Annotated in this window: 19 protein-coding genes; 10 read left to right on the top strand and 9 right to left on the bottom strand. The window is 32.2% G+C overall.

Annotated features, from left to right (window positions below; all coding sequences use genetic code 11):
* Positions 1-105 precede the first annotated feature (105 nt).
* The 6 genes from AC3WRL_RS17025 to AC3WRL_RS17000 all read right to left on the bottom strand — a co-directional run bounded on the left by AC3WRL_RS17025 (position 106) and on the right by AC3WRL_RS17000 (position 6,203).
* Positions 106-972 carry a polysaccharide deacetylase family protein gene (locus AC3WRL_RS17025; protein WP_492330816.1) on the bottom strand — a complete coding sequence of 289 codons (867 nt, stop codon included), beginning with the start codon at positions 970-972 and terminating at the stop codon, positions 106-108.
* A 127-nt stretch (positions 973-1,099) separates the two neighbouring features.
* Positions 1,100-1,828 (bottom strand): DUF72 domain-containing protein, encoded by a 729-nt coding sequence (locus tag AC3WRL_RS17020; RefSeq protein ID WP_261512036.1) that lies wholly within the window; start codon positions 1,826-1,828, stop codon positions 1,100-1,102.
* 79 nt (positions 1,829-1,907) lie between these two features.
* Positions 1,908-4,760, bottom strand: coding sequence for a heavy metal translocating P-type ATPase (locus tag AC3WRL_RS17015; protein ID WP_492330815.1), 2,853 nt, complete (start codon positions 4,758-4,760; stop codon positions 1,908-1,910).
* 4 nt (positions 4,761-4,764) lie between these two features.
* The gene (locus AC3WRL_RS17010) at positions 4,765-5,013 is read right to left on the bottom strand and encodes a heavy-metal-associated domain-containing protein (RefSeq protein WP_214825502.1); all 249 of its coding nucleotides are present in this window, start codon (positions 5,011-5,013) and stop codon (positions 4,765-4,767) included.
* 237 nt (positions 5,014-5,250) lie between these two features.
* The gene (locus tag AC3WRL_RS17005) at positions 5,251-5,811 is read right to left on the bottom strand and encodes a helix-turn-helix domain-containing protein (RefSeq protein ID WP_492330814.1); all 561 of its coding nucleotides are present in this window, start codon (positions 5,809-5,811) and stop codon (positions 5,251-5,253) included.
* The gene (locus AC3WRL_RS17000) at positions 5,808-6,203 is read right to left on the bottom strand and encodes an acyl-CoA thioesterase (protein WP_214825500.1); all 396 of its coding nucleotides are present in this window, start codon (positions 6,201-6,203) and stop codon (positions 5,808-5,810) included. The genes AC3WRL_RS17005 and AC3WRL_RS17000 overlap by 4 nt, the downstream gene beginning before the upstream one ends.
* Positions 6,204-6,789: 586 nt before the next feature.
* Between AC3WRL_RS17000 and rbp the strand changes: the two genes are divergently transcribed.
* Positions 6,790-7,161 carry an RNA-binding regulator gene (rbp, locus tag AC3WRL_RS16995; RefSeq protein WP_214825498.1) on the top strand — a complete coding sequence of 124 codons (372 nt, stop codon included), beginning with the start codon at positions 6,790-6,792 and terminating at the stop codon, positions 7,159-7,161.
* 113 nt (positions 7,162-7,274) lie between these two features.
* Here the strand turns inward: rbp and AC3WRL_RS16990 are convergent, their stop codons facing one another.
* Both AC3WRL_RS16990 and AC3WRL_RS16985 read right to left on the bottom strand, forming a co-directional pair.
* Entirely contained in the window at positions 7,275-7,742 is a 468-nt protein-coding gene (locus AC3WRL_RS16990) for a BlaI/MecI/CopY family transcriptional regulator (RefSeq protein WP_214825496.1), read from the bottom strand.
* Positions 7,743-7,750: 8 nt separating this feature from the next.
* Positions 7,751-8,353, bottom strand: a complete 603-nt coding sequence (locus AC3WRL_RS16985; RefSeq protein ID WP_214825494.1) for a phosphatase PAP2 family protein — start codon at positions 8,351-8,353, stop codon at positions 7,751-7,753.
* 125 nt (positions 8,354-8,478) lie between these two features.
* Between AC3WRL_RS16985 and pdhA the strand changes: the two genes are divergently transcribed.
* From pdhA to AC3WRL_RS16950, 7 genes are all read left to right on the top strand, one after another.
* The gene (pdhA, locus tag AC3WRL_RS16980; RefSeq protein ID WP_492330813.1) at positions 8,479-9,483 is read left to right on the top strand and encodes a pyruvate dehydrogenase (acetyl-transferring) E1 component subunit alpha; all 1,005 of its coding nucleotides are present in this window, start codon (positions 8,479-8,481) and stop codon (positions 9,481-9,483) included.
* Positions 9,484-9,582: 99 nt separating this feature from the next.
* Positions 9,583-11,202, top strand: a complete 1,620-nt coding sequence (locus AC3WRL_RS16975) for a dihydrolipoamide acetyltransferase family protein (RefSeq protein WP_492330812.1) — start codon at positions 9,583-9,585, stop codon at positions 11,200-11,202.
* A gap of 144 nt (positions 11,203-11,346) precedes the next feature.
* Positions 11,347-12,015: an ABC transporter ATP-binding protein gene (locus AC3WRL_RS16970; protein ID WP_214825488.1), complete on the top strand. Its 669-nt coding sequence runs from the start codon at positions 11,347-11,349 to the stop codon at positions 12,013-12,015.
* 10 nt (positions 12,016-12,025) lie between these two features.
* Positions 12,026-12,598 carry a murein L,D-transpeptidase catalytic domain-containing protein gene (locus tag AC3WRL_RS16965; protein ID WP_492330811.1) on the top strand — a complete coding sequence of 191 codons (573 nt, stop codon included), beginning with the start codon at positions 12,026-12,028 and terminating at the stop codon, positions 12,596-12,598.
* Positions 12,599-12,635: 37 nt separating this feature from the next.
* Positions 12,636-13,313, top strand: coding sequence for a RadC family protein (radC, locus tag AC3WRL_RS16960; protein WP_214825484.1), 678 nt, complete (start codon positions 12,636-12,638; stop codon positions 13,311-13,313).
* Positions 13,310-14,230: a hypothetical protein gene (locus AC3WRL_RS16955; protein WP_492330810.1), complete on the top strand. Its 921-nt coding sequence runs from the start codon at positions 13,310-13,312 to the stop codon at positions 14,228-14,230. Before radC ends, AC3WRL_RS16955 begins: the two co-directional genes overlap by 4 nt.
* 144 nt (positions 14,231-14,374) lie before the next feature.
* A complete protein-coding gene (locus tag AC3WRL_RS16950; RefSeq protein ID WP_251040459.1) occupies positions 14,375-15,241 on the top strand; it encodes a phytanoyl-CoA dioxygenase family protein in 867 nt (288 codons plus the stop codon).
* Between the two features lie 9 nt (positions 15,242-15,250).
* Here the strand turns inward: AC3WRL_RS16950 and AC3WRL_RS16945 are convergent, their stop codons facing one another.
* The gene (locus tag AC3WRL_RS16945; RefSeq protein WP_214825479.1) at positions 15,251-16,039 is read right to left on the bottom strand and encodes an FkbM family methyltransferase; all 789 of its coding nucleotides are present in this window, start codon (positions 16,037-16,039) and stop codon (positions 15,251-15,253) included.
* A gap of 139 nt (positions 16,040-16,178) precedes the next feature.
* On the opposite strand from AC3WRL_RS16945, the gene AC3WRL_RS16940 reads away from it, so the two are divergent.
* The gene (locus AC3WRL_RS16940) at positions 16,179-16,691 is read left to right on the top strand and encodes a DUF7935 family protein (RefSeq protein WP_214825477.1); all 513 of its coding nucleotides are present in this window, start codon (positions 16,179-16,181) and stop codon (positions 16,689-16,691) included.
* A 23-nt stretch (positions 16,692-16,714) separates the two neighbouring features.
* On the top strand, positions 16,715-17,326 hold the full coding sequence (locus AC3WRL_RS16935) for an inorganic pyrophosphatase (protein ID WP_172283200.1): 612 nt from the start codon (positions 16,715-16,717) through the stop codon (positions 17,324-17,326).
* Positions 17,327-17,405: the final 79 nt, after the last annotated feature.

Raw genomic sequence — 17,405 nt, 5'->3', positions numbered from 1 at the left:
TAGAGCAAAATACTAATGATTTTGTAAAATTTTAAAAAGAGTTTTAAGAACGGTTTATCCGCGATTAAAAATTTACTATTTCTCAATTTATTAATGATAATACTCTTAATTTAAAACGTCATTGATCTTAGGATAGGAAGAGATCTTTCTAAATACAAATCGATTACTCTTCTGTAATTTTTCAATAAACAGATCAAGTTCATTAATAGAGTCTGTATCCGCTAAATATTGATCATGAGTTAAAAAGACCAGGTGTCTTGACGTTTTTTCGAGATCATTGAAAAATATACTGTCAACCTTTTTAAGCATTGCTTCGTGACTGCCTTTTAATACCATCTTATTAGTAGGTTTCCATTCAAGGTCCCAACCAATTACTTTATAACCTGCTTTCTTCAGGCTATTTGCAGCCAGAGTAGAGCTTTTTATATCGGTAACATTAATATTGTTCAGTCGCCATATATTTCTTCCCGGAGTTCTCGCTATTTTATCATAAAGTTTTAAACTGTCTTTTGCTCTATCAAAATCATGAACCACAGCATCAGGATTTTGATAAAAATTAGAATATTTATTATGTGCATGCGTAAAACTGTGATTAGCCAGTTCAATCAAAGGATCCTGTCTTAAAAGATCCAGATCATCCTTTTGTCTATTACTGTCATAAGAATGTTTTCCAACTAAAAAAGCTGTTGCACATACATTTCTTTTACGTAAAATTTTCAGTAGATTTTCGGTTCCTCGATTCGGACCGTCATCAAAAGTTAGATATATAACTCTTTTGTCGGTTAGATTTTCATTATCGTCCAATAAGGGGACTGTTTTTGCGACGGGATGGTCTTTAGAAATCATCTTCTCAGAATCTTTCTCATCTTTTTTCTGATTACAGCTGTTAAATAAAATTGAAGTTGCACTCATCAATGCAAACATCCCAAGAAAAGTCGTATTTCGAGACTTTTCCGCAAAAAGTTTTTTCATGAAATAATTGGAGATTAATTGTTAAATATCGTTAAAATTTGTAAACTAATGTTAACAATATGTATGCCAATTTACTTTAAGTTTTGCTTTTTAATAATATTTTAATGTGCTAATTTTTAGACAGTTTTCAAAGTAAAATCTTTTTAAGATACATTGCATTTTTAATTGCCGAAACTCCCCATGTATTATTAAAAAATATAAATGTTTTATTTTGTGATATCTGTATTTTTTCTGCTAAATTATTGAGAAATTCTTCACTGTATTCAGATTTGTAAAGAACAGGTTTTCCATGTAATCTGTAATACATTACTTCATTATTGTTGATAATTACTTCTTCTGGTAAATTACCGGGAAAGCTGACACCGGAAAAAATAATATTTTTAGGTCTTAAAATATCAAAAATCTCATCACGCCACCAGGATTCATGTCTGAACTCTATGACATTTAAAAATGCTGAATCGATATTTTTTAGGATTAACTCTATATTTTCTGGAGTATTTTTAAAAGATGGTGGGAACTGATACAAAAATCCGGAAAGCTTTTCCTTCAAATTTTCATGGATATGCTGACAGAATTCTGAGATTTCTTCTTTGCAGTCCAGTAATCGTTTCTCGTGAGAAATAGTTTTTGGAATCTTAATGAAAAATCTAAACTCTTCAGGTGTTTCATCGAACCATTTAATTAGTGTTTTTGCTGTTGGCTTTCGATAGAAAGTAGAATTAATTTCAACAGCATTAAACTCTTTTGAATATAAAGTAAGAAAATCTTTAGTTGGTGTATTGTCCGGATAAAAAGAGCCTTTCCAATCATTATTGTAAAAGCCTGAACATCCAATATATAGATTTTTCTTTTTCATATTTTTTTATCTCTCGCAGATTAAGATTAGTAAATCTTTTTTTTCCGAAAACCCTGAATAATCTGCGAGAGAAAATATACTATTTAATGTCCAGATCAACAGAGTTTAATCGTAATGAATTTAAAATCACTGAAAGAGAACTGAAGCTCATCGCTGCTGCAGCAATCATGGGTGATAATAGAATTCCAAAAAATGGATACAATAATCCTGCCGCAATAGGTACTCCCAATACATTATAAATGAATGCGAAAAACAGATTTTCTTTGATGTTTTTTAATAATTTTTCACTTAGGAGTTTTGCTTTTGCAACTCCAATGATATCTCCTTTAAGTAATGTAATTTCAGCACTTTCAATAGCGACATCTGTTCCTGTTCCCATTGCAATTCCGATATCCGCTTGTGCCAAAGCAGGGGAGTCGTTGATGCCATCTCCTGTCATAGCTACAATTTTCCCCTCTTTCTGAAGTCTTTTAACCTCATTTAGTTTATCCTCAGGTAAACAGTTCGCTTTAAAATGTTTGATACCTAATTCATATGCAACAGCTTTAGCCGTATGTTCATTATCACCTGTCATCATAATAATCTCCAAACCTTCCTTCATTAAAAGTTCAACAGCCTTCTTGGAGCTTTCTTTAATTTTATCAGTAAAGCTTATAAATCCTAGAGCGGTATTATCTTCTGCTACATAAGAAATGGTATGTGCCTTTGACTGAACTTCAACCGCTTTTTGCTTTAAATGATCTGGAATAGAAATTTGATGGGAAGTCAATAGACTTTCATTTCCTACATATATAGTTTTCCCATTAATATTTCCTTTAACTCCTTTTCCGGATATATTTTCAAATTTTTCTACTTTCTCAGAGGTGAGATTCTGTTCTTTTGCTTTGTTGATAACAGCATTAGATAAAGGATGTTCTGAATTTTGATTTAAGGAGAATGCCAGTTTCAATATTTGATTTTGATCTCCATTATTTATACTTTCAATGTACTCTACAGAAGGTTTTCCTTCGGTTAAGGTTCCCGTTTTGTCTGTAATTAAAACATTTACTTTATTCATGTGTTCCAGAGCCTCTGCATTTTTGATCAATATTCCATTTTTTGCTCCCTTGCCGATACCTACCATTAAAGACATTGGAGTGGCCAGACCAAGGGCACAAGGACAGGCAACAATTAAAACAGCTACTGCATTAACGAAAGCAAATAGACTTCTTTTACCTTCAGGACCAAAGAATTGCCAGCCTACAAATGTAAGTGCAGCAATAAGGATCACTGTCGGAACAAAGATTTTAGAAACTTTATCAGTTAACTTTTGAATTGGTGCCTTACTTCGGCTTGCTTCATTCACCATTTTTATAATCTGCGAAAGCAGGGTTTCATCACCTACCTTTTCAGCTTTCATAATGAAAACCTGATTGCCATTGATGGTCCCCGAAGAAACTCTATCATCAATATTCTTCTCAACAGGAATCGGCTCTCCAGTGATCATACTTTCATCTACAATAGAATTACCTTCCGTAATCTTTCCATCTACAGGGATTTTTTCACCGGGTTTTACTTTTAGAAGATCTCCGATTTTAACCTGTGAAAGAAGTACTCTCTTTTCTTCACCATTAATCATAAGGTTGGCTTCATCAGGAGAAAGGTTCATTAATTCTCTGATGGCGTTTCCTGTTTTTTTATGGGCTGCAGCTTCCATTAATTGTCCTAAAATAACAAGCGTCAAAATCACACAGACTGCCTCGAAATAAAGTGGGATCTCATGGTTATGTCCGCGGATTTCATGAGGTATGATATCTGGAAATACCAAAGAAATAATACTGAATATAAATGCTGCGGAAACTCCCAGAGCAATTAAACTAAACATATTTAAATTCCAGGTTTTGAATGAAACCCAGCCTCTTTTCATTAAGAACCATCCCGAATAAAAAAGCACGGGAAGAGTAAGCAGAAGCTCAATAATCCCTTGAATTTGATGAGAGAAAGGGAAATTAATGAACATCCCACCCATTGAAAGAATAAATACAGGAATGGTGAACCCTAATGAAATAATAAATTTCCTTTTCAGTATGTTGTGTGTTTCATCATCTTCTTCACCTTCGGTATCAGGCATCCTTACCAGATCCATTCCACAAATCGGGCAACTTCCAGGTTCATCACGGATGATTTCCGGATGCATAGGACAGCTGTACTTTGCGGTTTTCTTTTCAGGATATTTTACAAGATCCATTCCGCATACAGGACATCCCACATTACTGTCATAGGTTTTATCCCCTTCGCAATACATTGGGCAATAGTATTTTCCTGCCATATCATCCGTAACTCTTGGAGCTTCCTGGTGATGGTGAGTATGGGAATGGGATTGCTGATGTGAATGTTGTGAAACGGATTTTTTAACCAAATCTTCTGTAATCTCCTCCATATGCATATGACAAACAGGACAGTCTTCTTTTTCATCATACACTTTATCACCCTCACAAAACATCGGACAATAATATTTTCCAATACTATCTTTGAAATTTTCCGGTAGATTGGCCGAAGAGTAGGTGGGTTTATAGTTTGGATCTTTAGATTGTTTTTCCTCAATAGGAACTAAATACATCTTGCAGACGGGACATCTTTCTCCTTGTTTGAAATATACTTTATCACCCTCACATTCCATAGGACAATAATATACTGACGACGGGGAAATGCGATCTTGAGGTTTTATAAAAGTTTTCCCTTGTTGAGTAGGGTCTTCTAACTGGTAATGACCAATTTCTCCCAAAACTTTATTGAGATTACTAAGATCAATGTCTTTATCAGAAGTAATAGTTGCCAGACCTGTTTCCAGATTAATGTCAGCTTTTATTCCTTCAATAGCATTAAGCTTTTCTGAGATTTTTTTCTGACAACCTGAACAGGTCATTCCAAGTATTTTATATTGTTGTTCCATGATCTTAAATGATGTTATTGTCTTTATATTCGCTTTCCTTCAAAGCAATGATATCTTCTAATTGATAGTGACCAATCTCCTCTAACACTTTATTTAGGTTCATAAGATCAATTTCCTGATTAGAAATAATAGTAACCATTTTTGTCTCCAGGTTAATATCGGCTTCTATGCCCTCCAAAGTGTTTAGTCTTTCTGAAATTCTTCTCTTACAGCCCGAACAGCTCATTCCAAGTATTCTATATTGTCTTTCCATGATCTTAAATTATATGACAAAGTTCCAAAAAGCAAAAGGATACCTGTTATAAATTTAAGGATAATAGTTATAAAATTTGGAAAGCCGGTAAGTTGTAGTGCTCGAAAATGAGAAGTTGTAAAGAAGTGATGATACAAGATTGTATCTTTATTTTAATAAATAATTACTTAAGAAAATGGATTGTTATAATCTTATCTTATTATAAAACTAAAAGTCTCTCACCAGCATCTAAAATACCTAGACAAAATCCAAAGGTTTTCTGTTATGAACCTTTAGTTTTTTAAATTCGGTGGGAGTAAAACCCGTACTGTTTCTAAATTGTGAGGATAAATGCTGTACGCTTTTATAGCCTAACTTTCCTGCAATTTCGGTTAAGTTAAATTCATTATACAAAAGAAGCTCTTTTACCTTCTCAATTTTTTGAAGAATGAAGAACTGTTCTAATGTAATATTTTCGTTTTGTGAGAATGTTTTGGAAAGTGAACTGTAATCTTTATGAAGTTTTGAGGTGAGAAATTCTGATAATAAGAAGTTTTCATCAATATCAAGTTCACTGATCTTTATGATAATAAGGTTTTTGATCTTTTCAATTAACTGATGTGAAGAATCTTTTATTCTTTCAAAACCAGTCTTTTCTAACTGCTCTTCGATGGAAGTTAATTCTTGATCTGAAATATCAAATTCGGTTTCAACTTCACCAAGATGTATAGATTTTATATCAATCTTAAAATCATTAAAAATAGCTGACACGGCAGAAATGCACCTGCCACAAACCATATTTTTTATAAAGATTTTCATAATGGATTATTTAATCGGTCTTTTACAAATTCAACCTGCGTTTTTCCATGTGGAATAGGATTGCCATCCTCACCCAAATTAACCATCACAATTTTGTCCACCGTAATAATAGTTTGGTGAGTCATCTTATTTCTTACCTCACATTGAAGAGTGATAGATGTGGAGCCGAATGCTAAAACTTCAATACCAATTTCAACAATATCACCTTGTTTGGCTGAGCTAATGAAGTTAATTTCTGAAATAAATTTGGTAACAACTTTTGTGTTTTCTAACTGGATAATAGCATAAAGTGCTGCCTCTTCATCAATCCATTGTAATAATCTTCCTCCAAAAAGTGAATGATTAGGATTAAGATCTTCTGGTTTTACCCATTTTCTAGTATGGTAGTTCATCTTTTAATAATTTGAGATACAAATTTAACGTTAAAAAATGGCTTAATCAAAGGAAAGGGATTTAGTTATCTAAAGAGAAATATTTATTTTCTCAATCAGCTTGTTTTGTTATTTGTTTTAAAAAGTAAAACGTATAATTTTATTATTTAATCCATTGTACACATTCTTATAAAGAAAATCATAAACTTGAACAGGGTATTTTTAGAATGTAAGGTTAAATTAATTTTAAAAATGTTTAACGATAAAGCGGAATAACTGTGGTTTTAATTTGAAAATATGTATTTTTACTGTATTAATTGCTATATAAAGGTTAATTTGGTGTTAGATTTAATGTTAAAAAATATTTAATTTTTGTAAAGAAATACCCAAAATATTATTTTATAACAATTAAAAAATATTGTTTAACGATAATTTTAATGCGTACATCAAAAGTGAGTGATAAAATACTTATAAAAAGGTTTTGATTTGAAATATTAAATTGTATCTTGCGAACGTTTATATTTGGAATCAATATTTGTTCATTTAATATATGTTGCTTTTCTTTTATATACCAAATTTTTATTAATTATTATAATTTTATTTAACAATGAACATTTTTGTTTCAAACATCAATTACTCAACTAAAGAGTACGAATTACAAGATTTATTCGCAGAATTTGGAGAAGTATCTTCTGCAAAAATCATTACAGACAAAGAAACTGGTCGTTCCAGAGGTTTTGGTTTCATAGAAATGGGGGAAGAAGAAGGAAAGCAGGCTATTGAAGCTCTTAATGAGAAAGAATTCAACGGAAAAACACTTAACGTTTCTGAAGCTAAACCTAGAGAGGAGAAGCCAAGAAGAAGCTTCGATAACAACAGAAGCGGTGGTGGTTATGGAAATAACAGAGGTGGAAACGGTGGCGGTGGCTACGGCGGAGGTAACAACCGTGGTGGAAACGGCGGTGGAAATCGTTGGTAAAAAATATAAGCGGCTTTTAAGCCGCTTTTTTTATGTCTTTTATTCTCGAAGTATTCCGTTTATATATGATATAAGATGTACTTTTTAAATATAGAATACTTTCTTTTTAGAAATTAATCCTTTTTCTTCTTTTTCTTCTTATCTCTACTTTTCTTATCTTTTTTCGGATTAAGAATCTCATTGGCTATTTCCAATTTCGGCGCTTTAGCTTTTACAGGTTTCATTTCAATCTTAAGATCAAAATACTCTTGTAAGTCATCCTTAGATATTAGTTTTTCATTAAATAAAAACTGTAGAATTTCTTTTCCAGAATCATGAAAGAAATTATGTGAAAGCTCTTTTAATAAAAACTTTTTATAATTTTCATGTGGAATTGTTACTGTATACTTAAAGATCCTACCTTCTTTTTGAGTAGAAAGATAACCCTTTTCAACCAGGATCTTTAAATAAGTGGAGACCGTATTTTGATGTGGCTTTGGTTCCGGATGCTGCTCCATAACATCTTTCAAATAAAATGAATCGAGCTTCCAGAATAGCTTCATTAAGTTTTCTTCTGCAGTTGTAAGGTGATTTATTTTCATAAAATATTCTAATGTTGAAAGTGTATATTGCAATAAAGATAAAGAAAAGAAATTAGAAAAGCTATTCCTCCACCCATAAATACTTCTTTTACGGTGTGTCTTTTTAATATGACTCTTGTAATCCCTACAATAACAGCTATACCTAACCATACAATGCCCATTTTCCAATCTAACGAGTAGAATAAAGAAGCAACAAATACATTGAAAGCAGTGTGCATAGAACTTTTAATGAAGAAATTACTTACTTGTAAAGCAAAAAGAAGAATAAGTATGAACAACATTAAAAAATCAAGCGTTCCGTTTTTGATGTAATGGAAAAGGAGATAAAGGATAACGGTAATTGCAGTGAAAATATAGAAAGTTTTTCTCTGAACTCTGTTTGAAACATCCATGTTGGTGTACCTTCCTGTTTTTACATTCCAGATGAGCCAGATAATTACAGGTAATATGATGATAAGGAGTATAGGAAGAAAGTATAATATTGAGTCTTTAAGGGAGTAATCCCGTATACTTTTATAAACGAAAAATAAAAATAACGATACCAAAGGATTAAAAAATTCTGAGATAATTTTAGAGATTTTATGTATCGATGATGTTTGTTTTTCTTCCATGTTTAAATTAAAAACTCAAATATAACATTATAACCAAAAAAACAATTGGTATGTATACAATAAAAACGAAGTTTTTTTTATAATTTTGCTCAACTATTTCATAATAAATAAGCAAGAGCTAGCACATGAAAGAATTTTCTAAAGAGGTATACCTTAAGTGGTATGAAGATATGACAATGTGGAGAAGGTTTGAAGACAAATGCCGTTCTCTTTATCTAAAACAAAAGATCAGAGGTTTTTTACATTTGTACAATGGTCAGGAAGCCATTCCTGCAGGTTTTACACATGCAATGGATTTAACGAAAGATAGTATGATTACTGCTTACAGATGTCATATCCATCCAATGGCAATGGGAGTAGATCCTAAAAGAATCATGGCAGAACTTTGCGGAAAAGCAACAGGAACGTCTGGAGGTATGGGTGGTTCTATGCATATTTTCAGTAAAGAACACCGTTTCTACGGAGGTCATGGTATTGTAGGGGGACAGATTCCTTTGGGAGCTGGTATTGCTTTCGCAGATAAATATTTTGATAGAAAAGCTGTAAATGTTTGTTTCTTCGGAGATGGAGCAGCAAGACAGGGTTCATTACATGAAACATTTAACATGGCTATGAACTGGAAACTTCCTGTAGTATTTGTTGTTGAAAACAATCAATACGCAATGGGAACTTCTGTAAAAAGAACAGCAAACCACGAAGATATTTATAAATTAGGATTAGGGTATGAAATGCCTTGTCTTGCTGTAGATGCTATGGATCCTGAGAAAGTGGCTGAAGCAGCTTATGAAGCTGTAGAAAGAGCAAGAAGAGGAGATGGGCCAACATTTATCGAGGCAAGAACTTACCGTTACAGAGGTCACTCTATGTCTGATGCTGAACCTTACAGATCTAAAGAAGAAGTATCAATTCATAAAAAGGATGATCCTATTGAATTTGTAAAAGAAAGAATTTTAGCAAATAATTGGGCAACTGAAGCTGAATTGGAAGCTATTGAAAATAAATCCAGAGATTTTGTTGACGAATGTGTTGAGTTTATGGAAAACTCTCCATACCCTACGCAAGAGAAGATCTATGAGTATGTTTATGCGCAGGAAAATTATCCATTCGTAAACAAACTGGAAAATAACTAATAAATAATATGAGATAATATGATAATGACAAAGAGTTAATTATCATGTTCCCTTTCATTATCAAATTATCAAATTAATTCATTATCATATTAAAAAATTATGGCAGAAGTAATTACAATGCCTCGTCTTTCCGATACGATGACGGAAGGAAAAGTGGCGAAATGGCATAAAAACGTTGGCGATAAAGTAAAAGAAGGAGATATTTTAGCTGAAATTGAAACAGATAAAGCTGTTCAGGATTTCGAATCTGAAATAGAAGGAACCCTTTTATACATTGGTGTAGAAGAAGGCGGTGCTGCAGCTGTAGATTCTGTTCTTGCAATCATTGGTAATGAAGGTGAAGATATATCTTCTTTAAAAGGGGGTAATGCTCCCGCAGCCGAAGGTTCGGAGGAGAAAAAATCTGAAGAAGAGGCTAAAACCGAAAATAAAGAAACCAGTGTAGAACAAACTTCTGCTGAAGTTCCTGCTGGTGTAGAAGTTATTACAATGCCAAGACTTTCTGATACAATGACAGAAGGGAAAGTGGCTAAATGGCATAAAAACGTTGGTGATACAGTAAAAGAAGGTGACCTTCTCGCTGAGATCGAAACCGATAAAGCGGTTCAGGATTTTGAATCTGAATTTAACGGAGTTTTATTGAAGCAGGGTGTTGAGGAAAACGGAGCTGCTCCAGTAGATTCAGTACTAGCAATTATTGGTCCCGAAGGAACAGATGTTTCAGGAGTTGGAGCTGCAAAACCTGCAACTCAGACTTCAGAAAAACCTGCTGAACAAAAACCAGAAGCTAAGTCTGAAGAAAAACCTGAAACAGAAGCAGTAAGTTCTTCATCTACAGACAGAGTTGCAATTTCTCCTTTAGCTAAGAAAATAGCGCAGGAAAAAGGTGTTGATATTCATGGTGTTCAGGGATCCGGAGAAAACGGAAGAATTGTAAAAAAAGATATTGAAAATTATCAGCCTTCTCAGGCAAAACCAAATACTTCTGCTCCAGCGGCAAGTTCAGCGGCAGCTCAAGTAGCATTAAGTTTTGTTCAGGGAGAAGATACAGAAACTCCAAATTCTCAGGTAAGAAATATTATTGCAAAACGTCTTGCTGAAAGTAAATTCTCTGCTCCACACTATTATCTGATGGTGGAGATCAACATGGATAAAGCAATTGAGGCCAGAAAAGAAATCAATTCTTTACCAGATACTAAAATTTCTTTCAACGATATGATTATTAAAGCAACTGCTGTTGCATTAAGAAAACATCCACAGGTAAATTCAAGTTGGGCAGGAGATAAGATCATTCACAGAGGAAATATTAATGTTGGAGTAGCTGTTGCAATTCCTGACGGATTGGTTGTTCCTGTTCTTAAGAATACCGATCAGATGAATTACACTCAGATTTCGGCTGCTGTAAAAGATATGGCTTCAAGAGCTAAATCTAAAGGTTTAAAAGCAAACGAAATGGAAGGTTCTACATTCTCGATCTCTAATCTAGGAATGTTCGGAATTGAAACATTTACAAGTATCATTAACCAGCCAAACTCAGCAATTCTTTCTGTAGGTGCAATCATTGAAAAACCAATTGTGAAAAATGGTGAGATTGTTGTTGGAAATATCATGAAGCTTTCATTAGCATGTGATCACAGAGTAGTAGATGGTGCTACGGGTGCCCAATTCTTACAAACTTTAAAAACATATCTGGAAAGTCCTTTAACTTTATTACTGTAATCAGTCCAGTTTGTATTATAACAAAAAACCTCTCATTTCGAGAGGTTTTTTGTTTTTAAAACTTTAACGCTGAGAGGATTTCTACTGATTAAAAAATTGTATTAACATCATTAGAATTTTATTTATATTCACTATTTTTGAACCATGATTATAGCAAGAAATATCCATAAGTCATATGGGAATTTAGAAGTATTAAAAGGTGTTGATATTCATATCAAAACGGGAGAAGTTGTTTCTATCGTAGGAGAGTCCGGAGCAGGGAAATCTACACTTCTACAAATTTTAGGAACTTTGGATTCGCCTACCAACTCAAAGAATTACGACACGGAAATTACTTTGGCTGGAGAATCATTTATCAATATGAATGATAAACAGCTTTCTAAGTTCAGAAACCAGAATATTGGTTTTGTATTTCAATTTCACCAGTTACTTCCTGAATTTACAGCTTTGGAAAATGTTTTGCTTCCCACCAAAATTGCAGGAGCCAATGAAAAAGAAGCTTTGGAAAAAGCTTACGCTTTATTTGAAGACCTAAGGATAGAGCAAAGGCTACATCATAAACCTAATCAGTTATCTGGTGGTGAGGCACAGAGGGTAGCGGTTGCCAGGGCGCTTATTAACTCACCTAAAACTATTTTTGCTGATGAGCCAACCGGTAACCTTGATTCAAAAAATGCAGATGACTTGCATCGTTTATTTTTTGATTTAAGAGATAAATATAATCAGACATTTGTGATTGTAACCCATAATCCGAATCTTGCTGAAATTACAGATAGAAAACTGGTCATGAAAGACGGAATGATTATCGAATAATGTAGTTTTAATGATGAGAAAAATTATTGTTCTTTTTGTGTTATTGTCTTTTACTTTTGGTTTTAAATCACAAAGCATATCAAATTTGCCAGAATCCAGAATTACAGAGATTAGAACATTTTTAAAAGGAAAGAACTATAATCAGGATCTTGCTGTATTTATCAATTTTAGAGTCTATTCGGGGAAGTACCGTTATTTTATTTACGATCTGAAAAATAATAAAATATTACAACAGGCTATTGTAGCTCATGGTTCAGGTTCAGTGATAAAGAATTCTGATGCACTCAATTTCAGCAATGTTGAAGGTTCCTATCAGTCATCATTAGGTAAATTTGAGATCCAAGAAAGTTATTCCGGAAGATTTGGAAAGTCTTATCGGTTAAATGGTCTGGACATTACCAATAATAATGCTATGGAAAGGGCTATCGTTCTTCATTCTTATAGTTGTATTCCTGATAATGAATCACAAAATCCAGCTTGTTTAAGTTTAGGCTGTCCTATGCTTTCATTTAATGCCTTGAAACAAACTGCCCGATATATTGATTCATCGAAACAGCCTGTTATTTTGTACGCTTTCTATTAAAAATTCGTACTTTGTACTTTTAATTTAAACTTCAGTTATGTCCATTAAGTTTCTTGCAGAGGATGATAGACCCAGAGAAAAATTTTTACAAAAAGGTAAAGATTCACTCTCTGATTCAGAACTCTTAGCAATTGTTATGGGAAGCGGAAGCAGAGATGAAACTGCTTTAGAACTTGCTAGAAAGATCTTATCTACAGTAAATAATAACTGGCATGACTTGAGTTTACTATCTATTAAAGATTTAATGAAATTTAAGGGTGTTGGTGAAGTAAAAGCGCTATCAATTGCCACCTCTCTTGAAATAGGACGTAGAAGGGGCAGACAGGAAATTTCTGAGAAACCAATAATTTCAAACAGTCATGATGCCTATGTTATTTTTAAAAATCATTTGTCTGATTTAAGAACCGAAGAATTTTGGGCTATTTTTCTCAATCAAAGCAATAAGGTGGTTCAGATTTCTCAATTAACGCAAGGGGGAATCAGCCAATCTATTGTTGATGTGAGGATTTTATTTAAAACAGCTTTGGATAATTTTTCTACAGGAATTGTTATTGCCCACAATCATCCTTCTGGAAGTTTAAAACCAAGTAGAGAAGACCTGGATGTTACTAAAAAAATAAAAGACGCAGGGAAATTCCTCAATATTCAGTTATTGGATCATTTAATTATTACGCAAAACGCATATTTTAGTTTCTCGGACGAAGGATTAGTATGATTAAGAGATTAAAATATAGTGAAATAGATTTTGTAAAGTATGCACAATGTTTGGAAAATTCTGAGCAAAGAAAATACTCGGCTTCGAAAGTCTTTTTAGATGTTTCTTCCAATAACCGTTGGGAATTACTGGTTTATAATGATTATGAAGCAGTAATGCCAATTCCATATGTGAAAAAATATGGACTAAAGATTGTCCATAACCCAATGTTATGTCAGCAGTTAGGTATCTTTTCAAAGAAGGAAGATATATCAATTAATGAAGCCTTTTATGCATACCTGAATAAAAATTATCTTGTTAGAGTTTATAAATTTAACGATTGTAATCAATTTCATTCCCAAATAGAATTAAGAAAAAACTTTCTAATTCTTCCGGATTCTTATGAAAATGTATACTCTAAATATTCACCTAAAAGAAAAAGGAAATTAAGGCTAGATAAAGATGTCTTAAATGTATCTAAAATAAAGATGGTAAGCTTTAATGAAGCTAAAGGCTTTATAGAGGCTAATATGTTGGGATTAGATAAAGAAGGGGATCTGAGTGGATTTTTAAGGATTTTCGAAATGTTTTATCACTTGGGACATCTTCAATTTTCTGCTTTTTATTATAATAATAGTATTATCAATGTTATAGCTATTTACGAAGATAAATATACTGTAGCTTTATTAGGAACATTTAATGATAAAAAATATGTGAAGATTTCTGGAGCTTCTGTGCTTATAGATAATGTTATTAAAGATTTTATAGAAACTAAAATATTCGATTTTGAAGGGGGGGAACTTCCTAATATAGAGGAGTTCTTCAGAGGTTTTCGTCCCGAATTTAGACCTTATGGTATTATCGAGAGTTCTGTAAAAAAACTTGTGAAAGATTTAATTGCATTCATTATTAAAGGAAAATTCTTTAACTTAAAATAGTAAACCTAATCATTGTTTAGATTGGTTCTAAATATTATTTATAACTTTACAAAGTTATTTTAACACCATATCTTATTTATGTTTAAACAGATTCGAAACTATAAATTACCATATGCAATCTATAATTTTTTCAATAAGAAAAAGTTGAAACACAATATTCCGTTGTATAAGAAATATGGTGTTAATAAAAGTTATTTTTCAAGTATTTCAAGTAAAGATTTTTCCCATCTTCCAGCAAGTGAAAGAGGGATAGATCATGAAAAATTGATAAATACCAATTTTTATAAAAAATTATCACAAGAAAATAAAGAAAGTACTATTCACTACAATAATAATGGATATCTTATCTTAAAAAATTATTTAAACACAGAAATAGTTGATCAAATTAATGATGAAATAGAAAAATTAATGACCGAAGGAACTTTGAAGTTTCGTTATGGTGGAAAATTAATGTTTGCAATTCATCATTCTGATATTATCAGAATGATTGGTAATGATAAAGATTTTCTTGACTTTCTTTCAGTTTTACTTGATGGGGAAGCAAAGCTTTTTCAAAGTATTAATTTTATTAATGGGAGTCAGCAAAAAACACATTCCGACAGTATTCATATGACTACTTATCCTCTGGGAGGACTTTTAGGAGTGTGGATTGCACTGGAAGATATCGATGAGAATAATGGAGCACTTCATTATATTCCAGGAAGCCATAAACTTCCATATTTTTTAAATTCAGATTATGATAATGAAGGAAATGCTTTTAAAATTGGAAAACAAAGTTATAAGGCTTATGAAGAGTTTTTAGAAAATAAAGTAAAAGAGCTTGGTCTGAAGAAAGAAATTTTCAGAGCAAAAAAAGGCGATCTTTTGATATGGCATGCTAATATTTTGCATGGGGGAGAACCACATTTGGACAAAGAGAGAACAAGGAAAAGTCTTGTTTATCATTACTTTGACGAAAATAGTGTATGCTATCATGAAGTAACTCAGAGACCAGCATTATTTGAGTTGTAATTCTAACTATTAGCTTAATGATTTATTGACAAATAATACATCTTTTCTCTGATTTTTTATAGAAAAGTTATAGGGTTCTATGTCGTTATTTAAACTCTTAGCATCATAAGGTGGGTGTATTTCGATTACAATATTTTCTACCTTCTGCAGCCATGAATTATTTTTACTAAGTAATTCGATCTCTGCTCCTTCAATATCAATTTTAAGCAAGTCAATCTTTTCAATATCATAGCTTTTCATGATACTTCCCATAGACAAAGCCTTTGTAAGAATACCTTGTTCAGATACTTTTTGATTGTATGAAAGTTCATCTCCTCCGAACTTTAATGTTCCATCTTCAAAATGAGCAGCAGCATTTAAGCACACAATATTTGTAAATGATTTTGTATTGGTTTTTAGGATTTCAAAATTCTCCTGAGATGCCTCAACAGAATATATTTTTGAATTAGGATATTTTAATGAAAGGTACATCGATGTCATCCCAATATGTGCTCCGAGATCAACAATGATTTTAGGGTCATTGACTAAAAATTGAAGGTGTTCTTTGTAAGTTTCTTTCCAGAATATCTCATAAAAAATATCAATATCTCCCTTGAAGGTTCTTAGATAAGTGTCAAATCTTTTGTTTCCATTTTTAAAATTGTAAGCAAAAATTTCATTATTACTGAAATCCAAACTACTTTTTTTGAATTTTGAACTATATCTTTTTGAATTAACAATAAATGCAAGAAACGTTTTCAGGTTTCCACTCATATTTTTATTAAAAAGTACCTTAGAAATATAGTTTTTTAAAGACATTGTAAGTAGTGTGATAGTTGATAACGCAAATTAAGAGTATTTATATTTATCTAACTATTTTTTAAATAAAAATTGAAAAATAAAAGGGCTAAACTTGCATACAGAACAGTAAATTATTAGTAATTTTGCACATCGAATTATGACAAGTTTTTCAGAATATCTACCGTATGCTTTTGCATTAATTATTGCAATTCCTTTTTTGGTTTTGCTAAGACAATTCGTACACACTTATATTACCCTTAAAAATCAGGAGATAAAACTTCTTTCTGTAAAATCAAATTCCGAAAATAAGACTCATTCATATGAAAGGATGACACTTTTTCTGGAAAGGATAAAGCCTTCTAATATTATTCAGAAGTTTGATAAGAATTTAGCGGTTCATGAGTTTGTATTTCTTACTGAAAAAACAATCAACGAAGAATTCGAGTATAATTCTTCTCAACAGCTTTATTTGACAAAAAATTCGTGGAAAAATATAGTCGATTGTAAGAGTGCAATTATTGATCTTCTTCATAAGACGTATGAAGATTTAAATAATAATCCCAATCTGAACGAATTTAAGACCGTTTTTATTATGAATTATATGAATGATGAAGACTATATTGCAACTACAATAGAAGACTTAAGGAGAGAAATTTTAATATTAGCATAACTTAAAAAAATAAAATATATATAATGATTCCAAATTTTAAAGCACATCCGTGGCATGGGATTTCTGCAGGGGAAGATGCGCCAAATGTTGTAAATGTATTTGTGGAAATCGTTCCTTCAGATACTATTAAGTATGAAGTTGACAAGGAAACTGGATATTTAAAAGTAGACCGTCCTCAGAAATTTTCAAATATTATTCCTGCTCTATATGGTTTTGTTCCAAGAACATATTGCCATAATGAAGTAATGAAGTTAGCTGTTGAGAGTGGAGCAGATGATGTAACAATGGGAGATCATGACCCATTAGATATTTGTGTATTAAGTTCACACAATATTCATTCAGGAGGAATGCTTATGGAAGCTATTCCAATCGGTGGTTTCAAAATGATTGATGGTGGTGAGGCTGATGATAAAATTGTAGCGGTAATGGTAGGTGATCACGCTTTTGGACATTTCAGAGATATCGCTGAATTACCTGAAGCTGAAGTAAGAAGACTGATGCATTATTTCTTAACATACAAAAACTTACCGGATGAGCCTGCTAAATGTAGAATTCAGGAGGTGTATGGGGTTGAACATGCTAGAAAAGTAATTAAAGCGTCTCAAAAAGATTACGCGGAAAAATTCGGCGGATAATAATTTCTTTCGATAAATAAATAAAGGCAGTTGAGTTTTCAGCTGCCTTTTTTCTTTGCAATAAGGGGAGTTTAAAATG

It is taken from the genome of Chryseobacterium sp. FW101-FHT12H09 (genome assembly GCF_058790395.1).
The sequence above is the reverse complement of the archived record's forward strand: the minus strand, read 5'-3'. Positions and strand labels throughout refer to the sequence as shown.